Source organism: Rhizobium sp. BK619, assembly GCF_014195245.1.
GTDB lineage: Bacteria > Pseudomonadota > Alphaproteobacteria > Rhizobiales > Rhizobiaceae > Rhizobium > Rhizobium acidisoli.
Map to the genome: position 1 here is coordinate 234,100 of NZ_JACIBH010000011.1, position 21,531 is coordinate 255,630.

Here is a 21,531-nt window from a genome sequence, read left to right on the forward strand (position 1 = left end):
GGACCCATCGAATGTTGCGCAACGTCATTTCAGTCCTCTTAATGCTTGGCCTATCCGTTCTGATCATTCCCACCGAGCTCGCTCTGGCCACCGACAACGTTCAGTTAATCGCGCCCGGCGATCCGGCCATGGCCAAAGCCCATGAGAAGTCCAATAGCGAGTTGGACGGCTTCCTCGAGAAACTGGGCAACCCACCGGCCGGAACCGAAAATTACAGCATCAAGCTCGGTTTCACGGACAAGGCGAAGGGCGTGGTTCTGACCACTGACCAGATGGCGCCGAATGTGGAATTCATGTGGGTCTATCAGATCAAGGCATCGGGCGACCATTTCACCGCTCTTCTGAGCGATACGCCGGAATACATCCGCAACATCAAGCCCGATGATCGCGTCGAATTCGAGAAGTCGGATATCTTCGACTGGATGTATACCGAGAATGGGAAAGTGAAGGGCAACTACACCGCTTGCCCGCTGCTGCTGGCCGGCCCGAAAGAACAGTTGGATCAATATCGCGAAATCTACGGCATCGTCTGCGACTGACCGCAAGGTCGCTCCCAAGCTCCCCATCACCATGATCTCGATGATATCGATGGGGCGCGGCGCCTACTTTTGTCTCAGGCGCAGCGCACACACTGACGTGGGAGGTCAGCCCTCCGGGGGCGAAACCGCAAACCGGCTGGCATCGAACGGGCCTCTGGCCGCGACCGGGATGACCTCATCATCTGACGTCGCGACCTCAGCCTCACGATGAACCGTGCGGGAGGAAATACGAGGCGCGCTCAATCCCATCGCCTCGCCGGGAGAATGCAGCGCCCATTTCATCAACGCCGCGTCGGAGGTCGATCCGAGGAAATCTGGATCTTCCCATGAAGCGGTCATGGGCAGGGCGGCGATCATGCTGGCGCCCGGCCTGGAGGCCTCCGCTGCAACAATGCGGGGATGGAAGCGGGCGTGATCAGGCAGAGCCGACGTCTGTCTCCCCGGAAGTACGGCAATCGGGCCGATCGACGCCGTCTCCAGTTCGTCGTCCACATCAGCGTCCTGCGCAAGGGCAGGCGGGCGCATCGCCGGTGTCGGAATCTGCAAAGATGAAAGATCCGGAGCCGAGCCTTTGTCATCCCGCTCGGCCACGCCGGTCTGCAGCGCGAGCGCATTCACTGCCCGGCTTTTCGGCGTCGGCAGAAGCGCCGTCACCAGGTTGCCGTCTCTGGCGCCGCCGCTCGGCCTGGTCGACTCAACCACCTCTTCGTCTTCTCCAGCGGTGCTGGCAATCTGGATCGCGGTGGGGCTGACGCGCTTCTTGTAGTTCGCAATCGCCTGATTGTATCCCGGCAGCGGCCGGCCATCGGCCGGCAGATGCATCGTCTGCCCATTCGGGAAAATTCGGGCGAGTTCCTGCCGGGACATGCGGGGCCAGGCCCGGACATTGCCGACGTCGAGATGCACGAAGGGCGATCCCGAGGTCGGATAATATCCGACACCGCCAACCTGCATCTGCATGGCAAGCGCCCGCAGCGTCGCAAGCTTCACGCCGGGAACGTAAAAGTCCATCGCCTTACCCAGCATGTGCTGGCTCTTCTTGGCGACACCCGTGCTGCGCGACCGGTTGCGGAGCATGTTGTTGGTGGTGGGAGATCGATAGGCGGAGACGATGTGGATATAATCCTTGCCGCCGCTGCGCTTGTACACCTCCCAGACCAGGTCGAGCAGCCGGGGATCCATCCGGGTCGGCTCGTTCCTTCGCCAGTCGCGCAGAAACCGATTGATCTGGGCAAGGCCCTTGGGGTCGAACTTTCCGTCGCGCTTATAGGTGATCGTCGCCTTCTCGCCCGTATGGGTAAAGAAGAGCTTCAGAGCGCGATCCTCAGCCGAGGCAAATGATGCGGAACCGACAAGCGCCGGAAGTGCAAACAGAGCCGGCAGAATGGTCCGCGCTGCGAAGCGTTCCGCACGCGACAGGAGCGTGGCAATTCCGCCTGACAAACCTTGCAGTGAATAGCTCAACACCAACAATCCCGTCTTACACCGAACACTCGACGACGGGCGGAAACGCCGCATCCATCAGGCTCACTAAAGCCAGCTTATGGTCAATAAATTGCTAACGAGGGGGTGCGGAGGCTCGGTGAGTTGAGGATGCAGCCGTCCGGGCGCTCACACCTGCGCGCCGGAAAATCGGGTAAACTTAAGCTGGAAACTCAGACGATAACAGGCCCATTGCCAAGAAGCTTTGGCCAATGGCCATTGGGCGCTCAGGCCTCTGCACGTCGACTGCTGCGTCAGCGGGACGCAACCCGCTTCAACAGCTCCTGCTGTTTCTTGTAAGCGTCGGGGATGCTCCCGTTGGCGAGGGAGCTGGTGCAGTCGTCCAAAGCCTTTTTATAATCCCCCAGCTCCATATACGCATAGCACCTATTGTTGAACGCCACGGCGACGTCATCTTTGTTCGCCGACCTGAGATCATACAGGTAGTCGTATTTATTCAGGACGTTGAGAGCTGCAGTGTTGTCGTTTTGACCAAAGTAAATCATCGACAAGTCAATCGCGGCCGATACCCGCCAGTTACTCTTCGATTCCGCGACGACGCTTAGCTCCCTGATCGCGTTGGCGTCATCGTGTAGTTCGCGATAAGCGGATCCGCGCCAATATCGGGCGTTTAGTCCGCTTTCTTGATCATCGACGATGTCCGCGCATTCAGCGACTGCAGCATCATAATTTTTCAGCCAGTAACTGTCGTAGCACACCCAGAGCTGAGCCTCGACACCACCACCTAGGGCAACCGCTTCTCGCGCCACCTCGGCAGAGTCGGCGTAGCGACTTCGCTTCGCGTAGACCTTCGCAAGTTGCTCCTTGATCTCAGCGGTTGCTGCGTCTTGCTCCGAACTCGAGGGGAACTTGCTGAGTGGGAGGTCGCGTAGAGCCTCCTGGTACTTCGTGAGCGCATTATCGAGATTGCCCTGCCGAAGCCAGGTTTTCGCAACTAGGCTATCGATCATGTAGTGATTCCGGGATTTGCTGTCTTCGTTAAGACGGGTATCGCTATCATATGCATTGGCTGCAGCCAGGAGTGTCGGTCCGACATAGGTTTCGGACCCTGCCGTGTCGATCATAGAGGAAATGAGCTTCTCGACAGCCTTCGTGGCGATATAGTCGTTTTTCTTTCCGAGGGCAGCCAACGCTTCGACGAGCCTGCTCTCGCGCTCGACAGTTGCATTGGCCTTCATGAACTCACGAACACATTGAGAAAGCTGCTGATAGTCGCTGTTGTCACTGTTAACCGAGCATTGCGTTGATGCCGTGCTCAAGAGGTAGCGGTAAACGTCGATATCCAAGAGCTTGGTTGCAATGCCGTCGGGATCCGTTGACCGAAAATGATCGACGAAGCCGAACATGGTGTCGATGTTCCCTCCCCATTTCGGCTGCAGGGTCGAGAGCAGGAGATCATAGGGAGGAAAGAACGCTGGAAACTTGGAAACACTCTCTTGGAAAGCCAGGCCCATCTTGTCCGAATAGCCGTAGCCACGGAGGATTTCCAAACGGAGTGACTGAAGAAAGGGTTCGGCACTATCAAGCTGAAGTGCCCGATTGACGTCCGCCTCGCCATTTCCCATCGCATCCACGAAGGCCTGCATCCCATCTTCGCTAACAGTATTAACATATCCATCGCCACGCCGCAGCCAGCCCAAGTCGTGGTAGAACTTCGCGCGAACCAAATGAGCAGGCATGCTATCAGGGCTCTTCTCCACCCACGCGTTCAGCTGCTTTCCGAAGTTCGGATCGGTCGGATCAATGAGGGCATCGAGGAATTTGGCGACAGGATCTATGTTCGGGCTCGGCGAATGACCCAACTTGAGAACGCTTTGCGTCGCTCTTCGGGCCGTTTCAAAATCCGAACTTAGAATTGCGGCTCGAACGATTTTTGCGCTTTCATAGGGGTGGGCGCCGCTTGTCCTGTTTTGAGGATCGAAGGCGAGCGAAACGCTCCGGCGCAGATCCCAGGAACCAAAGGCGCTCTCCACTCCAGCCATGGATTTTGGCTGAAATTTGATCACAACGGCGACACCGATCAAGAGGGCGAGCATCGCGGACAATATGATTGAACGACGGGTCACGGTGGTCGGTCCTTGGCATAGTTTGTTGCGAAGATCCCGCGCAGCTTACAAATACAATTCTAAAGAGATTTTGCGGATATTGATGCAATTTTAGGGGCTTTTGAGCCGAAATGCATGGCGGTCGCTATCCACGAGAACCGGATGCTTTTGCCGACATTGGAAGATGCAAAGCGCCGTTAGATTCCCAAGTGAGGCGATCCACGACCCGCAGGGGACTGTGAACAATCTCAGCGGTCACACCTGTCATTTGTAACGGGTGGCGAATGCCGATCGTCCATGTTCTATGGAAAATCATTGTTGAGCCGGGAACTCGAGCAGTGCTCGTCCGTTAAATGTGAACGCTGACGGGGGTGCTTCGATGCCCGGTTTGATCTCGTTCATGCTCACACGTTTTGTCGCCGGGGCCGGCTTGGGGTGCATTGCCGGCCTTGTGATTTGGAACAACGGCTTTTTAAGAATGTCTGCGGCCAGTTCGACAGACTATTACCTCGCGCAGGGTTTGTTCGTATATTTGTTCGCCAGCACCATGGGCCTTGGCTATATGGCCACTGCGCTTATGCTCGACGATGACTGACACACTCGCGCACCGCAGCGGTGACAATCGATCGCGTGTTCGACAAGCGCGGCACACGAACTGTTAGTTCCTGCGGCGGCTGGCTTGGCTCCGAGCCGCTCTCACGCCGGGTCGCCATTGTTGCCTTCATCGGCCCGATCGTCCTCCATGCCCTTCTTGAATGCTTTGATGCCGTGCGCGACGTCGCCCATCAGTTCAGGTATTTTGCCGCGACCGAACAGGATCAGGACGATGATCAAAACGACTATCCAGTGCCACGCGCTAAAGCTTCCCATGGTCTTCACTCCGTTGAACGCCGCTGAGATTAGCCTCTGCGTAGCGGCGGATGTTTGATCAGGCGCAATTTCCGCGACGATAGTCTCCAAGTGAGATGACTGGCGCTGCGGAGCTGATCAGAGCTGAAACGTCGTCTTCCGTTTGTAGGCAGGGCATTGCGTTCCGTCGGGTCCTCCAGCGCCTGACGTCTTCGGCTGTCACGGTCAGCAGCCTTTCGCCACTCTGCTGTTTCGCGATCGCAATCTCTCTGAAGTTTTCGATACACTCCATGAACCGCGCATTGGTGGCGCGCGGCGGCGACGCCGCATTGAGTATTCCTCTCCTGGTCACGGATACCATGCACGGAGTCTCGCCGCTCCGGACGAGAACGAAGGAGCCGGTCCTCGTGATGGGATCGAATCCGAAGGCGGCGTTCGTAAACTGGATATCGTCATTCATTGGTCGTGTACTCCCGTCGAGAGGGCTTGCCGAATGTCCGCGGTCCATCGTGCGAACGTGTCGATGGCGACGTATGGATCAGGAATGCTTCCAGCGCGGCCTGTGGCTCACCGCCCAGAAACGCGCCCGAACTCAAGAGTTCGAGCACGTCGGCATGTCGCTGCCGGTACCTGTCGCTCATCATGCTACAGTCTCCACGGCGCCTGTCGGTAAGACCGCCGCAGAGTCCAGGCGAGCATTGTTCCGGTTCAGCGCAAAAGCTCTGAGGAGCTGCGATCCCAGGCGGGCCTGCTGTGCCATGTCGTCGAAGATCAGAGCTGCCTCCTCGATTTCGCCGATGTCGGTCGCAGGACCCAGCTGGTCGAGTTCCTTCAGCAGCTCAAGGAGCGTGACAACCTTGGTTCTCTGGCGGATGGCCGAAGAGAACAGCTCTTGAACGACGGCCGCGCGTTGCCGCGGGACGAGATTCACCAATACCTCTCCGATGACCGAAGAGCAGCCACAGTCGAGATCGGGATTCTTGGCGAAGGCTTTTATTTGGCGGAGAGCGGAGAGCGTTCGCCTGTCGGGTGCTAGAGATGACGGGGCATTCGTCGTTGTCAAAGGACTGATCCTTCCGTGTTCCTTTTTCTGGCGATCCATTCCGCCCCGGCTCGACCATGATGAAATCCGTTTGACAGCGGCGCATCGGGGTAAACCAGGTGCAGTTTTGTCGAAGCGTCCATCGGTGCGATCGCTCCGTCGGCAACCTGCCGGAATAGCGACGATACGGCGACCATGTCGCAGGCCTGGGGCGAGAGCCTTAGCGATGAGATTCCCAGTGAGAGCATCTCGGCGGGCTCCTCGAACAAGGCCTGACATGAGTGCGAAACGGTCTGCACGCCGTTCAGTGCAAGGAACGGCTGCCCGGAAAGGGTCTTGACCGTCAGACCGTCCGGATCGTCCTCGCAGACGAATTGGCAGTTGTCCTTCGTGCGTCCCTTGGAACGCGCGTGGGCGCAGCGGGCCGAGATCGCGAGTGGCACCCGGCCGAAGGCAAAGAGTTCGAGCGCCACGTCGGGACACGATTTTGCTATTTCATCTATCGAGGCGGCGGGAAGCTCCGGCGGCAGGCAGATCGCCGTGGCGCCGTTTCGGGCGAGCACCTTGGCGGAGGCGCCGTTGTACACGTTGACGAACGGGCCGATCGTATGACGGCGGTTCCTCAGAGCGTGAAGCACAGACAGGTCGTTCGCTTCGACCATATGGCCGGCGTCGTCGGCGAGCGAGCGTTGATATTTGGCTTCGCGGTCCAGTGTCACGAGCGCGAGCGTCGAAATCCGCACTTCCTTTCCTGCTGACTCCAGCCGTTCGACAACTGCCGCTGTTTCGGATTCCATGAAATGCAGCCGCTTCGAGCAGACGGTCTCTCCCAGGACGACCGTGTCCACCGGCGCTTCGTCGGCGATGCGGAAATAGAAATCGCGCCAGCGTTCGGTCTGCCAGAGATAGAGCACCGGTCCCAATGTGAGTTTAAGAGCGGACGTCATCTGTCATCTCCAGCGTTTTTCGTAGGCGCCCCGCGTCGTTTGCTGCCCCTCGCTGAGAGCCTTCAGACGCTTCATCAGGACAGAACGCTCCGCCGGGGCGGCGGCGATGGTGGCTCGTAACGTCGAGACGACTTCGGCGATGTAGGCCCGCCCACGCTGGCGCCCTTCGACCTTGAGGGCTTTGACTCCGGCGGCACGCAGTTCGTCTAGCTGATCCATGGCGTCGAGCGAGACCGGATCTTCGAAGGCGTATGTCTTGCTTTCGGCAATGTCGAAACGCCCTTTGCACAGCGTCGGATATCCCGCGGGTTCGGTTGCCGAAAAGCGGTTGATGGTGAAGGCGCCGAGATCCGACAGCATATCGCCGCCGAATTGCCGATACCTGACATGGCTCGCAGGCGAGCAGACGCCGTTCATGTTGGGCGATTTTCCAGTGGCGTAGGAGGAAAGCGAGCAGCGGCCCTCGGCCATGACGCAAAGACCGCCGAACACGAACACCTCGAGCTCGCAATCTACCCGCTTCGATATGCGGGCGATGTCGGAGATGGTCAGCGTCCTTGGCAACACCACTCGTGCGGCGCCGAAGTTCTCCACCAGGTAGGAAATTGCGTCCGGATTCGAGGCGGACGCCTGGACCGATATGTGAAGCCGCAGCTTCCGGTGCCGTTCCGCCACGTGGGCCATCAGACCGAAGTCGGCCACGATCAAGGCGTCTGCTCCGGCGTCTGCGGCCTCGTCGGCTCTTTGATACCAGAGCGCTTCCTTGCCGGCAGTCATGAACGTGTTGAGCGCCACGAACGTCTTCACATTGCGTGCTCGTGCGTAAGCGATGGACCTGCGGAGTTCGGCGATGTCGAAGTTGAGCCCTGGGAAGTTTCGTGCGTTCGTTTCGTCGCGGAATCCGCAGTACACGGCGTCGGCCCCGGCGTCGACGGCCTCACGGAAGGACGCGGGGGTGCCCGCCGGGCAGATCAGTTCCATGCGACACCATGTAATTTCAGGACGTCGCGCCTCATGGACGAGAGGATTCCCGTCAAGGAGTGGCGCATGGGGCCGGCGAGGGCGCCGATCGTCTCGACCATGTCGATCCCGCTGTCGTCGAGCGCGTTTCGAAGCGCCAGAACCGCCTCCATGTCTCCCGTCACGGTGAGCTTGCGTGCGAAGAAGATCGCGTCGCCGTCGACACGTCCCTCCGCGAGCGCGAGCATCAGCAACAGGGGCCCGGATATCGTGGCGTCCACCGCTGGCATCGCCCCCGTCCGGAATGTTCTGATGGTCCGCTCGACAGGTCGGATAGCAAAGCCGAAAGGAAGGTCGGAAGGCACGAAGCCGAAACGCGCGCCCTCGTATTCGCCAAGTCGATTGAAAATCGTCGGGTGGACCTTCAGGACCTGTCCGAAAAGCAGAGCTGCTACACGCGCAGCTATCGGCAGTGGTACCAGGCGGGCGGCGGCCGTCAGGCGATGTGGGGCAAGCATTGAAGCCTCTTCGAATGATCGAGGCATCCTAAGCGTTCTTCAGATCACGCTGTTTGATCCCGGACAAAGACAACAAGGATTTCCTGCCTGATTGCATCGAGGATGGAAAAAGACATTTCAAAGATCAGGCGGCACGCGGACCTACAGTCGTTTTTGCAGGAGCTTGAACAGCGCAGGCTGCTCTTGGCCATTCACGAGCCCGTATCTCTGGTTCACGAGATGACGGCAATCCACAAGGAAGTGCTCGGCGAGAACGGTCCGGCGCTGCTCTTCAAGGCGCCCGTCGACGCGCAGGGCAGGGTTTCGCCGATACCCGTTGTGGTCAACCTGTTCGGCAGCCGGGAGCGAATTGAGCTGGGGTTCGGCGTTGGAGCGGGGGGCCTCGCGCGGCTTGCGGACGCGTTGGTCGAAATGAAGAATCCAACCCCTCCGTCGTCGCTGCAGGAGGCGTGGAGCAAGCTGTCGCTGCTCAAGGCCGCAAGCAGCATGCGGCCGAGGTATCGCCGACGAGCTCCGTCCCAGGAGATAGTTAGAAGAGGCGAGGAAGTCGACCTTGGAATGCTGCCTGTTCAATGGTGCTGGCCAGGCGAACCTGCTCCGCTGATAACCTGGCCGCTGGTCATCACGCGCAGCCCCGACGACCCCGACGACGTCAATGTTGGCATCTACCGGATGCAGGTGCGGGATCGTACCTCGCTGATCGTCAGATGGCTCGCACATCGGGGCGGGGCGAAGCACTTTCGACAGTGGCAGCGGAAGGGAATGGACATGCCGATCGCAATCGCGATAGGCGCGGATCCCTTCACGTTGCTGGCTGGCGTCATCCCGCTCCCGGAAGGGATGAGCGAGCTGAATTTCGCCGGCCTCCTGCGCGGCTCGCGCACCGAGATCTCGGGCGCCTTGACCGTTCCCCTCGACGTTCCCGCGAACGCGGAGATCATACTGGAGGGAACCGTTTCCACCGATGAAACCGCGCCGGAGGGACCATACGGCGATCACACCGGCTACTATAACTCGGTCGAAGCCTTTCCGGTGGTGAGGCTCTCGGCCATTACCAGCAGGCAGTCGCCGATCTATCTTTCGACCTATACCGGCCGTCCCCCGGATGAGCCTTCGCGGCTGGGGGAGGCGATGACCGAGCTGTTCGTTCCGATCGTCAAGCGCCAGTTCGCCGAAATATGCGATCTATGGCTGCCACCGGAGGCGTGCTCCTACCGTGCGGCGGTCGTTTCAATCGACAAGCGGTATCCGGGACAGGCCCGCCGGATCATGATGGGGCTTTGGTCAATTCTTCCACAGTTCAACTACACGAAGCTCGTGATCGTCGTCGATCCGGACATTTCGGTTCGGAACTGGGAAGAGGTCATGTGGGCGGTCGCGACCCGTTTCGACGCCTCGCGAGACTTGGTCGTCATGGAGAACACTCCGATCGACTATTTGGATTTTGCGTCCCCGAAGGCAGGAATCGGGACGAAGATGGGTATCGACGCGACCAACAAGCTCGGCGCCGAGACCGATCGGGAATGGGGGCGCGTGCTGGAAATGCCGGCGGAACTTGCCGGCCGGGCGGCCGAGATGTGGGAAAGGATTCGCCATGACGCAGGCTTGTGAGCAGATAGACGTGGTTCTTGGCGTCACGGGAGCTTCCGGCGCGGCTCTAGGGGTGGCCGTGCTGCAGACGCTCAACGATCTCGGGGTTCGCGTGCATCTCGTTATCACCGAGAGTGGGAAGCGAACGCTGTCTCACGAAGCGGGTGTCGACGCTTATGGCCGCATGATGTTGAAGGCGCACAGGACCTACGACCACAGGGATATCGGATCCGCGATCGCCAGCGGCTCGTTCCCGGTTTCAGGAATGATAATCGCGCCATGCTCGATGAAGACGCTTGCGGCGATCTCCACGGGTCTTTCCGAGGGGCTGGTGGCGCGCGCAGCCGACGTCCAGCTCAAGGAGCGCCGCAGGCTCGTCCTGATGACGCGGGAGACGCCGCTGCATCTTGGCCATTTGCGGAACATGGTTGCCGTCACCGAAATGGGCGCAATCGTCATGCCGCCCGTCCCGGCGTTCTACAACAAGCCCAAGTCCGTTGGGGAGGTGGTCGAGCATCTCGCCCGTCGCGCCGTCGATCTACTCGCAATTCCCGTTCCCCATCAGTCGCGGGCGTGGTCCGGTGAGGCCGCCTTCGATCACCCGAGGGCAGCTACGGGATCGACGCCGAAAAGCAGAGCATGACCTCCGCCAAATAACAGCCAGGCCGTCAGAGCGATCGTCGCCGCAGCGGCAACGACGACCGGCAGATCGAGCGCCGGTAGCTTGCTGTTCAGGCTCGCCCTCAGCGGTAATATCGACGTGCCCATCGACAGGAGCTGCCAGCGCGCGCCTAGGCGCCTCTTCGCCCGTTTCTCGACCATTGGGATAGCTCCCAGGGCGAAGAGAGCAAAGCCGCCGAACAGCAGGAGTGAACGCAGATCGCCATTTGCGACGATGTGGCCCAGCGCCCAGATCGAAAAGCCCCAGAGCACGGGATGTCTCGTTATCCTGACAATGGCGCCGCAATCTCCTGACGTGCGGATCGAAACCGAGAGCGGATTGGCGCTTAGCAGGCCGGCAATGACAAGGAAGCCCCCGAGCGGCGCGAGCGCGAAGGTTACCACGGCGTGCCACGGATGAAATTCCCACAGGGGAATGTAGTCCATCGATAATGCCGCCGCGAAAAGCCACACAAGCGCCAGCGTCGATGCCACGGAATAACCGAAAAAGTAACCGGTGCGTCCCATTCGGCTGATGATGGTCGAACGTATAGCTGGAACCGCTGGGATCGAATGCAGCGCGAGAAAAAGCGCGAAGGCGGAAAAGAACTCGGTCACGCGAACCTCCTGGGATTCGCACGTCTCTAATATGTTCTGCCCGCTCGCGTCTTTGATGGACATCAACTCCACCTTCTCGTCAAATGCTCCCCAGCGCCTCTCGACGATGAGGACGTTCGCCGTGACCTCCTGGCTTCTTCACTCCTTGTCGGAGATCTACTCCGAGAGGTGGTGTCCACCACAGGTCCAGCCGCCTCGCTGGCCGATGGCGTGTCGGAGCGAGATCCCATCCCCGCTCGCTCTCTTTGCGCCAGCGCAAAGATGGAAGGCTCTGCCCTGATAAAGGTGACGAGCGTTGTCATCTTTAAGGATTTCGAATGTCTCGCACCTCAAATTTTCGCTCGGCTTTCCTCGTGCTCGCAGCCGTTCCGTGCATCTCCCATGCCGCCGAATACCCGGTCGGCGCGCCGCAGATCGAGGCTGGAATGGAGGTCGCGGCGGTATACCTGCAGCCCATCGAGATGGACCCGCCTGGCATGACGCGCCCAACATCAGAATCCGACATTCATCTGGAGGCGGACATTCATGCCACGACCGAAAACAAGAACGGCTTCGCCGAAGGCGACTGGGTCCCGAACCTGCACGTCGAGTACCGAATAAGGAATGTGGACAGCGGGAAAGAAGAGAGCGGCTCCCTTGAGCCTATGGTTGCGAGCGACGGGCCTCATTACGGCGACAACGTGAAGTTATCCGGACCCGGCCGTTATACCCTGGAGCTGACCGTCCATCCGGGCGGCCACGGATACATGGGCTTCGGACGGCACATCGACAAGGAGACAGGCGTCGCACCCTGGCCCGCCGAATTCACGCTGAACTATGATTTCGTGTTCGCCGGCGTTGGCAAAAAAGGCGGCTACTAATGCCCGCGTCGTCTCTACACTTCCCGCTTCTTCTTGCGGCCCTGTTTGGGGCGACACCGGTCGTGGCTGGAGGAGCAGATCCTGTGTTCCGGGTACATTTCAGTAACGGCCTGATATCGCCGACGGTGATCGAAGTGCCGGCGAACACTCGCTTCAAGCTCCAGCTTCAGAACGACGGGTCGACGCCGATCGAGTTCGAGAGCATCCCGTTGCGCAAGGAGAAGGTTCTCGCGCCCGGCGCATCCAGCTTCCTGGTGTTTCGTTCGCTAGATCCGGGCGACTACGCCTTTTTCGATGACTTCCATCTTGACATGCCACCGGCGAGGTTGGTCGCAAAATGAGCTCGAATCTGTATCTTCAATTCGTCGAAGTCGCAGCGGTGGTCTGGAGGGAATCATTCGAAGCGCTGCTGATCGTTGGAATACTTCTGACGTGGTCCATGAGGGACGTCCCGGCTGCGCGCGGTCGAGCCGCCATATGTATTGCCAGTGGTGTCGTAGGCGGGCTCGTCTTTGCGGCGATCCTGGCCTGCATCATGAATACGGCCGCAGACGTCCTGGAGGGTGATGCCGAAGAAATCCTTCAGATGGTCATGGCATCGGTCGCCGCATTCCTGATGTTGCGAATGGTCTTTTGGATGCGACGGCAGGAACGGGGCTCTTCCAACGAACTGCAAACTCGTGCCATAGCACATGTGAGAGCAGGCAATTGGCTGGGACTCTCGATGTTGGCCGGGCTGGCCGTTGCTCGGGAGGGCGCCGAGACCGTCGTCTTTCTCGCAGGTGTCATGTCCTCGTCCACGGACTCGGAGACTGGCTTGGTACTGGCTTCGGGGCTTTCGGGATTCGCACTTGCCGCAACGTGCTTCTGGGCTTTCAAGGTGGGGGCCACAAAGGCCTCGAAGAAGGTTTTGGCACGGTTTAGCCAAGGACTCCTGCTCGTCCTGGGAAGCGGACTGACGATGGTCGTCATCGACCGAGCGATTTCGCTCGGGTTTGTTTCTCCCATGACAGTGCCGCTCTGGGATTCGAGCTCGCTCCTGGACGACGGCAGCGGCTTCGGAGCCTTTATCGCGGGCCTCACCGGCTACCGTTCGCGACCGGAGTTGCTGCCTATCCTGGGGATTGCCTTCTATTGGCTCGTCGCGTCGGTGGCCTATGCTCCGCCGCTTGACGATGAGGTTCCGGCATGAGCTCCCCTCGGGTCGGAGCGCGGTTCGTCGCCGGCCTCGGGGACATGCTGGTGCAGCGGCAGGCGCTCATCAGGCGGCTGCAGTGGATCATGATCGTCGCCTACGTGTTCCTTTTGACAGTTCCGCTTCTTCTACCGCTTCCCACGAACGCGGATTTTATCTGGAGCAACCTGACACGTTTCGCGCAATTCGTCTTCTGGGGCATCTGGTGGCCCTTCGTCGTGCTCGGCACCGCGCTGGTCGGGCGCTTTTGGTGCGGACTGCTGTGTCCGGAAGGCGCGCTATCGGAATTTGCCAGCGAGCGGGGCGCCGGTAGGGCGATCCCAAGCTGGATGAAATGGTCTGGTTGGCCGGCCGTTTCCTTCGTCTCGACGACCGTCTACGGCCAGCTAACCAGCATCTACCAGTATCCAAAGCCCGCGGCGCTGCTGCTTGGCGGATCGACTTTCGCGGCAATGGCGATCGGTGCCTGCTACGGTAAAACCAAGAGGGTGTGGTGTCGGTTCCTATGCCCGGTCAGCGGGGTCTTTGGGCTTGTCGGAAAGCTTGCGCCCTTGCACTTCCGGGTAGAACCCGAGGCTTGGAGACGGAATTCGGATCACCCGGTCCGGCATAAGGCTGGCGTCAACTGTGCGCCGCTGGTTCCGATCAAGACGATGCAGGGCGCCTCCGCGTGTCACATGTGCGGTCGCTGCAGCAGCCATAGAGGCGCCATCCGACTGGCCTGGCGGAAGCCGGCGAGCGACATCGTGCACGGGTCGGGAAGGACGGCGACATGGTGGGATACGGTTCTCATTGTCCCAGTCTTGCTGGGGCTGGTACCAGCCGCGCTGAATTGGTCAAACAGCGGAGTGTTCCAGGTGACGAGACAATGGCTGGTCGAGGCCTGCGTGAACCAGCACTGGATGTCACCCCTATCGCTTCGGCTCCCCTGGTGGATCCTGACGAACTATCCTGCGGCCAGCGACGTCATGACAATAGTGGACGCCGCGGCGTTGATCCTCGTCATCGCGGCGTCGACGGTGCTCGCCTCGTGCATGTTTCTTGTGCCGCTTGCGTTCAGCAGCGTCATCCTACGAAGGCGCTTCTACGTCCTGCATCATCTGGCGCAGGCGCTAATACCGATCGCTGCAGCGTCGCTGTTCTGTGGCCTTCTTTCCCTGACCATTGGCCAGCTTCGATCAGACGGCATCATGATCCCCTATGTCGATCTGCTGCGGGCGGCAACGGTGTCGGCCGCCGGCGCCTGGTCTGTCGCACTCTCCTTCAGGGTCGGTGGTCTGTACCAGCAATTGCTGTGGCGGCAGCTGGCCGCGTCGGCGTTTTTTGCCTTGCCGACAGTCGCGTTTTTGGTGGGGTGGGTGGCCGTGCTCTTAAAATAACGGTCGCGAGGACTTCAGCCTTCGGCAACGATCGAGGGCATCCATCAGGGCAGGGGCACCGCCAGTGTTTTGGTGGTGTCTAGGCGGGCAACTGCAGGCTAGTCCGGGTGGAAGGCTGGCTGCAGCTCGGAAGCCACCTATGACCGAGACTGAAAGTCACCCTCCGCAAAGCTGAGGCAGGACTCTTTCCAGGGTTTCGAACGACATCGGCTTTCCGTACTTGTAGCCCTGTGCAGCAGGGCAACCGAGCGAATGAAGGAAGGCCTCCTGCTCCAATGTTTCAATGCCCTCCGCGATCGTTTCGAGACCCATTTCACGGCTCATCGCGATCAGTGCGCGAGTGATGGCCGCATCGCGCGGCTTTGTAGCAAGGTCCGAGATGAACCCGCGGTCGATCTTCAGCGTGGTCAGTGGATAGCGCTGTAGTGAGCTGAGCGACGCATACCCCGTCCCAAAGTCGTCGAACGCAATACCGACGCCGATTTTACGCAACATTTCCATGGCTTCGAGAGATCTGTCATCGTCGTGAAGGGCGATTGTCTCGGTTACTTCGAGCTCAAGCAGCCCGGCTGCCAGACCGTGCTTCTGGAGAGCTTCGGAGACTTTTGCAGATAGATGCGGCGCATGTAGCTGGGCGGGAAAGAGATTGACTCCCATCTTTATCGCGTGGGGGCTTGCTGCATTCATGAGCGCGGCTACTCTGCATGCCTCGTCCAAGGTCCACCAACCGATTTCGAGCGCCAGCGAACTCTGCTCGAGCGCGGGCAGGAATGCCCCCGGCAGCAACAACCCTCTTTGAGGATGCTGCCAGCGGATCAGCGCCTCCACGCCAAAAATTATCCCCGACGCGATGTGGACCTGTGGCTGATAATACAGCACGAGCTCACGAGAGCGGAGGGCCCTGAGCAATTCGTCCCTAAGGGCGCGGCGCGCGTTCGCCTCGTTCCTCATCGCGCGGTCATACATGCGCAACGCCCTGCCGCCGCCTGATTTTGCCTGCACGAGCGCCAGGTCGGCGCTTGCGACCAGCTCGTCGGCGTCGTCGCCGTCGAGAGGCGACACTGCGACCCCGATGCTGGCACTCAAGTCCAGAATCTGTCCGCCGACTTCGAACGGCATGGCAAAGGCTTCACGGATCCCCTCGGCTACGGCCGTCGCGGCCGCCCGGTCGCCGAGATTAGGCAGCAGCACCGCGAACTCGTCGCCGCCGAAACGCGCGACCTCGGCGCCAGCCGGCAGACGATGGGGAAGTCTCACCGCCACGGACTGCAAGATGGAATCACCCACGACGTGACCGTGCGTGTCGTTGACGTCCTGAAAGCCGTCGATGTCGACAATAAAGACGGTTGCGGGACGGCCGGCAGCCATTTCAATTTTCAGGATCTCCACAAACCGGCTTCGGTTGTGAAGCCCGGTCAGGAGATCCTGGCTTGCTAGTCTGAGGAGGCGACTGTCTCTCTCCCGCCGCTCGGTGATGTCTTTTATCACCGCTCCGGCGCCCATCTTGCGGCCGTCGTGCCAAGCGCACAACGTCAGCTCGATCGGAAATTCTGCGCCGTCCTTGCGGATGGCGTAGACTTCAACAGCTTTGCCGCCGAGGTTGAGTTCATCACCTGCCATCGCGCGGGCGAAACCCCGCGCATGGGAACTCCGCAGCCGTTCTGGAATGATAATTTCGACTGGACGACCGATCATCTCCTCTCGAACGTATCCGAAGAGTACGGCCGCTGCCCGGTTCACAAAGCGGATCTGTCCGCGCGGGTCGACAGAAATCAGTGCCAGTTTCGTTGCGTCCGCAAAATTCGCCGCGACAATCGCGTCTACGCCGGCAGCGTGCCGTTCGCCAGTCGAAGCCGGCGGGCCGACCTCGATGTTGCAAGGGCAAACAGCGCCGGCACTCCCCTCGCGCTCCAGATTGTCTAATGTCATCGGTGCACCGCCATGTACTGCCGCAGAGCATACCGGGGAAACATTAGCGAACCTTAAAGTTGTGCAAAGGATACGGCGGTTCCTTTCGGGCGAGGCCGGCACGGACCGCCGGCGTGCGGGAGATTTTGCATGAATGTGATGGATTGGCGGAGCCTGGCGCGACGGTCAGATGCACGCGCCTGCAGCAAAGATGGCGATCGCGTTTCCGCCTGCGCATTCGCGGGCTCGCGGTCGTTGTCGAAAGGGACGCGATCACCCTTCGCTTTCGAAGCGGGCATAACTGCCGTCTGCGCGGACAATATCCACGAGCAGATCATGGGCCCGGACGATCAGTCGGATGCTGGCCTCGTCCATCAAGCTGAAGGCAGTCGAAAGGGCGTCTGCCGTCGTCGCGTCGTTGGCTACGACCGAGACCCGACGATAAATGGCCGGTGTGCGGCCACTACGCGGATCAAGGATATGGCCGAAGCGCCCCGCGGCGTCGAAATGAAAACCTGCGGCGCTGGAAGTGGCGACGGCCCTGTCGATCACGTCCAATATCTGCTCGGGACGATCGTCGTCCTCACTCTCCGCCAATCCGATCCGCCAGGGTGTGCCGTCTGGTTTAGAGCCGATCGCCCGATCCTCTCCCATGTCGACCAAGCTGCTCGTCACGCCCGCGTTTCGCAGGAGATCGACGATACGGTCCGTGATGTACCCCTGCGCGACGCCATTCAAAGTCAGCGCCATGCGCGGGCGCATGACGACGCGGTCCCGGCTGCACACCACTCCGTCGAACCCTATCCGCTTGAGCGTCAGGTCGACCGCGGCTTTCGCCGGTCCCGATGGATCCGCATCCGGGGCCGAGAAATGCTTGTAGAAAAGCGCCCAGAGTGGCTGAACGCTCGGGTCGAATGCGCCGCCCGTCAGGCCCCAGAAGCTCCGACTTGACTCAAGCAAGGACACCAAGTCCGGTGAAGGGGCTGCCAGCGCTCCCGTCCGGTTCAATTCTGCAAGGGCTGAATCGACACTGGTGAGGCTGAACACCTTTTCCAGCCGTGAGACTTCGGCAACAACCAGCTCGATTAGACGCGCGGCCTCGACCGGGTCTTCGTGATTCAATATCAGCGTCGCTGGCGCGCCCAGAGCCTGTCCCGTCCATACCGTGGCAGGGATTGCGGCGCGGGCAGCTCGCAGCAGCGGCAGACCCGCGGCGGCCGCGAAGATTGCAATAGCTCGACGACGACTGACCGTTCTAGCCATGATCATGTGTCTCCACCTTCTCCTCCGCGGCTGGGGGAGTGTCCGATTCCGCGCCCGAGCCCAGGACGTAGTCGTGCGGGACATTCCCAAACGTTACTACGCGGCCACCCTTGCTTTCTGCAAACTGGGTGGCCGCCTCCTTGGTCGAGAAGGGTACCGTCTCTTCGGCTCCCATGCCGCCGCGTAGCGAACTGCCGATGACGTAGAACGCTTTTCTCGCGTCGATCCAGTTGTCCGCTCCGGGCTTGTCCCAGCTAGGGGCCTTGCTCATGTCTGAGACGTAGATCGCCACATAGTCCTTGGGCTCTTCTGGCAACATCGTGAAGGCCAGCGCGTCGCGTGCCGAGGAGAACCAGATCGGTTCTCGGACCTGAGCGTCGAGGATGACTTGCCCCTTGGGTCCTGCATGTTCGAGCACGTTCATTCCGCAGTACCTGCCAATGGCGTCGGTTGTCAGCGCGAAAGGAGCAGGTGGCGCTGATTGCGGCTTTTCCTCGCATCCGGCCAGCAATAGGGGCGACAGGAAAGCCAACGCGAAAATCAGGTTCCTCATAGCTCTCTCCTGGAAAATGTTAGGGCCGCGAGTGCGAGCGGGGCGATTGTCCAGGCTGCGAGCGCGCACATCAGCATTATAGGACTAAGCCCGGCATGGCCCGCGACACCCGCCATGCCGGAGAAGGCGCGTGCCTCGCCCGAACCAAGATTGAACATGCGATATGCATCGGTCGGGTTCAACAGCAGAAGGGTGTCCAACAGGCCGCTGGGCAGCGCGTGTCCGCCCGCAGCCACCAATGCGCCGAGCAAGGCCATGTCATAGATCAGCACGAAGAAGAGCCAGACGCCGATGGCGATGCCGCCCGCGGTGCTGCGTTCGCCTACAAGGCCGCTGACGAAGTAGCCGATAGCCACGAAGACCGCGCCGAGGAGCACCGACGACGCCAGCATCGCGGCAAAAGCCGCCCAGCTCGCAGCGTCGATTTCCGTTCCGGTGGCGGCCAAGGCGACGGCTGCCGCGCCGTAGCCGAAGAGCGTCGCGAAAGAGAGTATGGCGATGTGGCCCAGAAACTTGCCCAGGAGCACCTGGTTCCGCCCGATCGGGTAGCTGAGAAGCAGAAGCATCGTGCCACGCTCCATCTCTCCCACGATTGCGTCGTGCGAGAGGAGGAGCGCGATCAGCGGCACCAGGAAGATTGTGAGACTGGAGAGGCTCACGATGACCACGTCAAGCCTGTTCACTCCGACGTTTCCCGTGGGTGCGCTACCAAGGAACGACAGGGTCAACGCCAGCGCGCCCAGCAGAAGCGTCGTCGCGAGGACCCATCTATTGCGCAGGCCCTCGCGGATCTCCTTGGAGGCGACGATCAGAACATTCTTCATGCTCGCGCCCTCCTGCCGTTCAGAAAATGTGCGTAAAGGTCGTCCAGAGTGGGTTCGTTAATGTGGAGCATTGCTATGTCGCCGGGATTGGCGGTCACCTCTTTAAGGAGGGCTATCTTGTCTTCCATCGCCACGTCAGCTTCGAAAGTTGCGTTGCCCGTTAACTTCCACGCGACCTTTGCGTTCTCCGAACTTCCGAAACCGGCGCCATTGTGAACTTTAATGCTGATACGGGTGGGAAGCCGCGCAAGTGCCCGGAGATCGTCAAGCGTACCATCGGCGATCGTGACGCCGTCGTTTACGATCAGGACCCTATCGGCCCGGCCTTCGAGTTCGGTCAGGGCGTGCGACGACAGGAGGATAGTGGTTCCTTTCGAGCGGAGTTCGCTCAACAGGTCATAGAATCTCCGCCGCAGCGCGGGATCGAGTCCGCTCGTCGGCTCGTCGAGCAGCAGAATGCGCGGTTCGCCTAGCAACGCCTGCGCCAGGCCCAGTCTCTGGCGCATCCCCTTGGAGTAGGTACGCACCGGCCGGTCAGCCGCGGCGGCGCTCAGGCCGACACGTTCAAGGAGGTCCAGGGAGCTCGAGGCCGCGACGCGTTTCAGCCGGGCATAGAAGGCAAGGGTCTCCCGGCCTGTCAGGGCCATGTGGAAGGCAACGCTTTCAGGCAGATAGCCAAGTCTCTGACGCACTGAGAAGTCGCCGATCGCGGGATCTTCCCCCATCACCGCGATTTTCCCGGCCGAAGGGCGAATGAGGCCCAGCATCAGCTTTATCAGCGTCGTCTTGCCTGCACCGTTATGGCCCACCAACGCGACCGTCTCACCCTCGTTCAGAACGAAGGAGACGTCCTTGACTGCTTGCACCGCGCCGTAGCGCTTGGCCACGCCGGATAGGAGAACGGTCGGATGTGTCATTGCCGTACTTCCGCATGTACCGCCGGAGGCTCCATCAGCGGATGGCTGTCGACGACGCCGCCAGGGAGCAGGGCGGGGAACTGCGCCTGTGCCCACCGTATGAACTGAACTGCCGGGCTTGTGGTCAGGACCTTCGCCTGCGGGGAGGTCCATAAGACCTTGTCGATCAGATCGTTGGGACGGTAAGCGTTGTCACCGACGCCGTCGCCATCGAGATCGAATGCCGGGTTGTCGCTCCAGTAGTTGCCGTGGCCGTCCTGGGACCAGTCCAGATAACGTGTCCCCACATATTTGACCTGGTTACGGTTGTTGATGAAAGAGTTGCCGCTCATGATATTTCCTTCCGATCCCGCCGTGAAATGGATGCCGATTCCGCAGCCATTGAACTCGTTGCCGACGAGACGGTTCTTGTTTGCGTTGTAGACGAAGACGCATTTTTCGGGGCCCGCGCGCAGACCGGACACGTCTCCGTCGGATCGTGGCGGCTCGTCGTCCGAGGGCAGTTCTTGGGTCGACTCGCGCGAGCCGGCGGTGGTCCACCGGCTTTCGGGCTGCAGACGCCCCCGGACGATGTTGCCGGTGACGAGCGAGCTGTTGGCGGAGTTCAGCAGCACGCCGTGATCCCGATCTCCGTCGGAGACGTTGTCGATGATCTTCAGCCGGCTGGAGAACATGATCGCGTAGCCGACCACGTTGCCGATCGACACATTCCCCCGGATCTCGCTGTCGTTGGTGTACATGTAGTGAATGGCAAAGCGAAGGTTGTGGAAACGGTTCTCGCTGAAGACGTTTCGTTTGCTGGCATTGGTGGCGATTCCGTCGCGACCGTAGCTGATGTCGTTGGACAGGACCTTGGCACCCGGCGCGTTCCAGACCGTCACACCGTTTCCCGCTTCGCTCAGCCGGCCTTCCTTGCGGCCGATGATCCTGTTTGCGCGGGTTATCGAATCCTGTGCTCCATGGATGTAGATGCCGTAAAGGTTTTCCGTCACGAGGCTGTCTTCGATCACGGCGTCCTTCGCCGCCGCGGTCGCGAACACGCCGGAGTCCATCGTCTCCAGATTTGAACCTGATCCACGGATTTCTAGACCACGCAACGTCACGTCCGGCGCATCGATGGTTACGACGGTGCCTCGGCCGTTGCCGAGGATGGCCGCGCCGGGATCGCCCTGCACGACCATTGGCTTTCTGATCGTGAAGGCCCCTTTGTAGTTGCCGGGACGCAGAATGATCCTGTCTCCCGCCGCCGCTTGTTCCACGATCGCCGCCAAGTCCTCGTTGTCCGAGGGCGTAACGATGCGATCCGCTGCGCCGGCGGTTGAATAGGTGGCGGTCCAGAGGACCGCCACCGCCATGACAGA

The 21,531-nt window shown here is 60.4% G+C and carries 23 protein-coding genes; 8 read left to right on the forward strand and 15 right to left on the reverse strand.

Going from position 1 to position 21,531, the window contains the following annotated elements; genetic code table 11:
- Positions 1-11 precede the first annotated feature (11 nt).
- A complete protein-coding gene (locus FHX14_RS21950) occupies positions 12-539 on the forward strand; it encodes a DUF2314 domain-containing protein (RefSeq protein ID WP_184378637.1) in 528 nt (175 codons plus the stop codon).
- Positions 540-644: 105 nt separating this feature from the next.
- On the opposite strand, the gene FHX14_RS21955 is transcribed toward FHX14_RS21950, so the two are convergent.
- The gene (locus tag FHX14_RS21955; RefSeq protein ID WP_184378639.1) at positions 645-2,057 is read right to left on the reverse strand and encodes a DUF882 domain-containing protein; all 1,413 of its coding nucleotides are present in this window, start codon (positions 2,055-2,057) and stop codon (positions 645-647) included.
- 218 nt (positions 2,058-2,275) lie between these two features.
- The gene (locus FHX14_RS21960; protein ID WP_184378641.1) at positions 2,276-4,108 is read right to left on the reverse strand and encodes a DUF4034 domain-containing protein; all 1,833 of its coding nucleotides are present in this window, start codon (positions 4,106-4,108) and stop codon (positions 2,276-2,278) included.
- Between the two features lie 358 nt (positions 4,109-4,466).
- On the opposite strand from FHX14_RS21960, the gene FHX14_RS21965 reads away from it, so the two are divergent.
- Entirely contained in the window at positions 4,467-4,682 is a 216-nt protein-coding gene (locus FHX14_RS21965) for a hypothetical protein (protein WP_184378643.1), read from the forward strand.
- A 101-nt stretch (positions 4,683-4,783) separates the two neighbouring features.
- On the opposite strand, the gene FHX14_RS21970 is transcribed toward FHX14_RS21965, so the two are convergent.
- The 6 genes from FHX14_RS21970 to FHX14_RS21995 all read right to left on the reverse strand — a co-directional run bounded on the left by FHX14_RS21970 (position 4,784) and on the right by FHX14_RS21995 (position 8,403).
- On the reverse strand, positions 4,784-4,957 hold the full coding sequence (locus FHX14_RS21970) for a twin-arginine translocase TatA/TatE family subunit (RefSeq protein WP_003590794.1): 174 nt from the start codon (positions 4,955-4,957) through the stop codon (positions 4,784-4,786).
- A 431-nt stretch (positions 4,958-5,388) separates the two neighbouring features.
- Positions 5,389-5,580: a hypothetical protein gene (locus FHX14_RS21975; RefSeq protein ID WP_184378645.1), complete on the reverse strand. Its 192-nt coding sequence runs from the start codon at positions 5,578-5,580 to the stop codon at positions 5,389-5,391.
- The gene (locus FHX14_RS21980; protein WP_246713426.1) at positions 5,577-5,870 is read right to left on the reverse strand and encodes a hypothetical protein; all 294 of its coding nucleotides are present in this window, start codon (positions 5,868-5,870) and stop codon (positions 5,577-5,579) included. Before FHX14_RS21980 ends, FHX14_RS21975 begins: the two co-directional genes overlap by 4 nt.
- Before the next feature lie 125 nt (positions 5,871-5,995).
- Positions 5,996-6,925 (reverse strand): U32 family peptidase, encoded by a 930-nt coding sequence (locus FHX14_RS21985; RefSeq protein ID WP_184378649.1) that lies wholly within the window; start codon positions 6,923-6,925, stop codon positions 5,996-5,998.
- A gap of 3 nt (positions 6,926-6,928) precedes the next feature.
- Entirely contained in the window at positions 6,929-7,906 is a 978-nt protein-coding gene (locus FHX14_RS21990; protein ID WP_184378651.1) for a peptidase U32 family protein, read from the reverse strand.
- A complete protein-coding gene (locus FHX14_RS21995; RefSeq protein WP_003590806.1) occupies positions 7,897-8,403 on the reverse strand; it encodes an SCP2 sterol-binding domain-containing protein in 507 nt (168 codons plus the stop codon). Before FHX14_RS21995 ends, FHX14_RS21990 begins: the two co-directional genes overlap by 10 nt.
- Positions 8,404-8,505: 102 nt before the next feature.
- On the opposite strand from FHX14_RS21995, the gene FHX14_RS22000 reads away from it, so the two are divergent.
- Both FHX14_RS22000 and FHX14_RS22005 read left to right on the forward strand, forming a co-directional pair.
- The gene (locus tag FHX14_RS22000; RefSeq protein WP_184378653.1) at positions 8,506-10,014 is read left to right on the forward strand and encodes a UbiD family decarboxylase; all 1,509 of its coding nucleotides are present in this window, start codon (positions 8,506-8,508) and stop codon (positions 10,012-10,014) included.
- On the forward strand, positions 9,998-10,636 hold the full coding sequence (locus FHX14_RS22005) for a UbiX family flavin prenyltransferase (RefSeq protein ID WP_184378655.1): 639 nt from the start codon (positions 9,998-10,000) through the stop codon (positions 10,634-10,636). The genes FHX14_RS22000 and FHX14_RS22005 overlap by 17 nt, the downstream gene beginning before the upstream one ends.
- Here the strand turns inward: FHX14_RS22005 and FHX14_RS22010 are convergent.
- The gene (locus FHX14_RS22010; RefSeq protein ID WP_184378657.1) at positions 10,591-11,271 is read right to left on the reverse strand and encodes an NnrU family protein; all 681 of its coding nucleotides are present in this window, start codon (positions 11,269-11,271) and stop codon (positions 10,591-10,593) included. The two genes, FHX14_RS22005 and FHX14_RS22010, sit on opposite strands and share 46 nt — an antisense overlap.
- A 317-nt stretch (positions 11,272-11,588) precedes the next feature.
- On the opposite strand from FHX14_RS22010, the gene FHX14_RS22015 reads away from it, so the two are divergent.
- From FHX14_RS22015 to FHX14_RS22030, 4 genes are read left to right on the forward strand one after another with little or no spacing between them, the layout of a single operon-like run.
- Positions 11,589-12,131 (forward strand): iron transporter, encoded by a 543-nt coding sequence (locus FHX14_RS22015; protein WP_184378659.1) that lies wholly within the window; start codon positions 11,589-11,591, stop codon positions 12,129-12,131.
- Positions 12,131-12,472, forward strand: a complete 342-nt coding sequence (locus FHX14_RS22020) for a cupredoxin domain-containing protein (protein WP_184378661.1) — start codon at positions 12,131-12,133, stop codon at positions 12,470-12,472. Before FHX14_RS22015 ends, FHX14_RS22020 begins: the two co-directional genes overlap by 1 nt.
- Positions 12,469-13,323 (forward strand): FTR1 family protein, encoded by an 855-nt coding sequence (locus FHX14_RS22025; protein ID WP_184378663.1) that lies wholly within the window; start codon positions 12,469-12,471, stop codon positions 13,321-13,323. Before FHX14_RS22020 ends, FHX14_RS22025 begins: the two co-directional genes overlap by 4 nt.
- Positions 13,320-14,705 (forward strand): 4Fe-4S binding protein, encoded by a 1,386-nt coding sequence (locus tag FHX14_RS22030; RefSeq protein WP_184378665.1) that lies wholly within the window; start codon positions 13,320-13,322, stop codon positions 14,703-14,705. The genes FHX14_RS22025 and FHX14_RS22030 overlap by 4 nt, the downstream gene beginning before the upstream one ends.
- A 156-nt stretch (positions 14,706-14,861) precedes the next feature.
- Here the strand turns inward: FHX14_RS22030 and FHX14_RS22035 are convergent, their stop codons facing one another.
- From FHX14_RS22035 to FHX14_RS22060, 6 genes are all read right to left on the reverse strand, one after another.
- Positions 14,862-16,634 (reverse strand): EAL domain-containing protein, encoded by a 1,773-nt coding sequence (locus FHX14_RS22035; RefSeq protein WP_184378667.1) that lies wholly within the window; start codon positions 16,632-16,634, stop codon positions 14,862-14,864.
- Positions 16,635-16,886: 252 nt separating this feature from the next.
- Positions 16,887-17,876 (reverse strand): FAD:protein FMN transferase, encoded by a 990-nt coding sequence (locus tag FHX14_RS22040; RefSeq protein ID WP_184378669.1) that lies wholly within the window; start codon positions 17,874-17,876, stop codon positions 16,887-16,889.
- The gene (locus tag FHX14_RS22045; RefSeq protein ID WP_184378671.1) at positions 17,869-18,429 is read right to left on the reverse strand and encodes a nitrous oxide reductase accessory protein NosL; all 561 of its coding nucleotides are present in this window, start codon (positions 18,427-18,429) and stop codon (positions 17,869-17,871) included. Before FHX14_RS22045 ends, FHX14_RS22040 begins: the two co-directional genes overlap by 8 nt.
- The gene (locus FHX14_RS22050; RefSeq protein ID WP_184378673.1) at positions 18,426-19,253 is read right to left on the reverse strand and encodes an ABC transporter permease subunit; all 828 of its coding nucleotides are present in this window, start codon (positions 19,251-19,253) and stop codon (positions 18,426-18,428) included. Before FHX14_RS22050 ends, FHX14_RS22045 begins: the two co-directional genes overlap by 4 nt.
- On the reverse strand, positions 19,250-20,170 hold the full coding sequence (locus FHX14_RS22055) for an ABC transporter ATP-binding protein (RefSeq protein ID WP_184378675.1): 921 nt from the start codon (positions 20,168-20,170) through the stop codon (positions 19,250-19,252). Before FHX14_RS22055 ends, FHX14_RS22050 begins: the two co-directional genes overlap by 4 nt.
- The gene (locus tag FHX14_RS22060; RefSeq protein WP_246713427.1) at positions 20,167-21,525 is read right to left on the reverse strand and encodes a nitrous oxide reductase family maturation protein NosD; all 1,359 of its coding nucleotides are present in this window, start codon (positions 21,523-21,525) and stop codon (positions 20,167-20,169) included. Before FHX14_RS22060 ends, FHX14_RS22055 begins: the two co-directional genes overlap by 4 nt.
- Positions 21,526-21,531: the final 6 nt, after the last annotated feature.